Annotated in this window: 2 protein-coding genes; both read left to right on the top strand. The window is 50.6% G+C overall.

The window, feature by feature from the left end:
- Positions 1-220: 220 nt before the first annotated feature.
- A complete protein-coding gene (locus tag ACFQUU_RS29260; RefSeq protein ID WP_382252149.1) occupies positions 221-841 on the top strand; it encodes a hypothetical protein in 621 nt (206 codons plus the stop codon).
- 60 nt (positions 842-901) lie between these two features.
- The gene (locus ACFQUU_RS29255) at positions 902-1078 is read left to right on the top strand and encodes a hypothetical protein (protein WP_382252147.1); all 177 of its coding nucleotides are present in this window, start codon (positions 902-904) and stop codon (positions 1076-1078) included.
- Positions 1079-1398 lie beyond the last annotated feature (320 nt).

Genomic DNA, 1398 nt, shown 5'->3' with positions numbered 1-1398 from the left:
GTGAGCTGACCAGACGCTTCGCGGCTTGGCATCAGATCACTGGAGCCACCCCAAATCCGTCTACTGCACAATGAGTGCCACTCGACCAGCGGTCTCTTTACGTCCACGACGCTAAGTTGACAGGGCCTTCTGGACATGCATTCGTCATCCCGAGTAAGTTGGATCATTTTCGTCTTTTAGTTGCATGCGTATTCGCTGGAACGATTCCGATTCAGCACTTGTGCTGATCGGCCATTTTGATGAATTTTCAATTTTCCTTGAGGGCCGTCGGCTGTTTTCCAGGCGCACACAGGAGCTGGTGTGGACGAACACTAAACGCTTTGCCGACGTCATCGGTCCAGGTCACAATGCCATGAACAAGGCTGGCTGGCATCCCACGCCGACAGCCCCATCCTGCTTTACTGCAGTATTGCGCAGTGAGCTGGTTGCTGCAGCTGGGGCCACGCACACCAATGACGATCACGGCAATAGCGGTTGCAATCTTGCATATGGATTGCTCGATCATGTCGAAGGTCGGGGATTGGCAAAACTTCTTGCTGCCCTGGCAGTTCGGACTCTTACTGATCAAGTACCTGCAATCGGATTCGTCAACGTTCAGTCACGGGCGTCAAATGAAAGATCGGCAATCCTTGCAAGATCATTTGGTATGCAGGTCGTGCAAGAGAAAGCGTTCGGCGTTATCAAGCCAGGTAGTAATGCTGCGATTTCCTACTGCACTTATCGCGGTGATGCACAGGCGGTTGCATCCGCCGCCGACTTGGCGATAGCCGAGCGTTTCCGCTCAACCGGGTGTGACCGTGAAGTCATAGAATCTGCTTGGGATCAAGCCGACATCATCTAGAAATGGCATGAATTCAAGGAAAACGAGTAGACTGCAAGCTTGGTACAGCGGACGCAAATCATGACAACGCAACTGAAATCCCCAAAGGGTAATATCAATCCCTTAAACCGTTACGGCATTGCCGATGCTGCCAGAACGCGTATCACAGTGCAGATTTTCCGCAACACGATCAAGCCAGTGCAAAAACAACTGGAAAGTGCCGCGGTAGCAAAAAACAAAGCACAAAAGCAGATCTAAAGATACGGCTCGTTTTTCTGACTACCAATCGCTAAATTAAATAATGTACTCGGAATCTTGCACTAAGCGATCTCATGCATGGCGCAGCGAGATCCCGTAAATGCCATTTAACCTGGTTTGACAAAGGACTATAAAAGAGTCCATTATGTAGTGCTAACCGGCCATTCGGTAGAAATAGCCATCGGCAGCAGACGGCCGATTCTGTTTGCAAGGACTTCCCCTGCGAGTCAAGAAGTAATTAAGGCGGTACCTGCGGCGGCAGGTACCTCAACCATTGCGGTGGGCCAGTTTCTGTAGTCATATGGCGAATTGATGTCAGC

It is taken from the genome of Herbaspirillum sp. GCM10030257, assembly GCF_042666555.1.
Taxonomy (GTDB): domain Bacteria; phylum Pseudomonadota; class Gammaproteobacteria; order Burkholderiales; family Burkholderiaceae_D; genus Noviherbaspirillum.
This window is presented reverse-complemented; position numbering and strand designations above follow the sequence as displayed.

Coding starts and splice junctions, on each gene's coding strand:
- ACFQUU_RS29255 (WP_382252147.1), top strand. CDS start 902: ATGACAACGCAACTGAAATCCCCAAAGGGTAATATCAATCCCTTAAAC.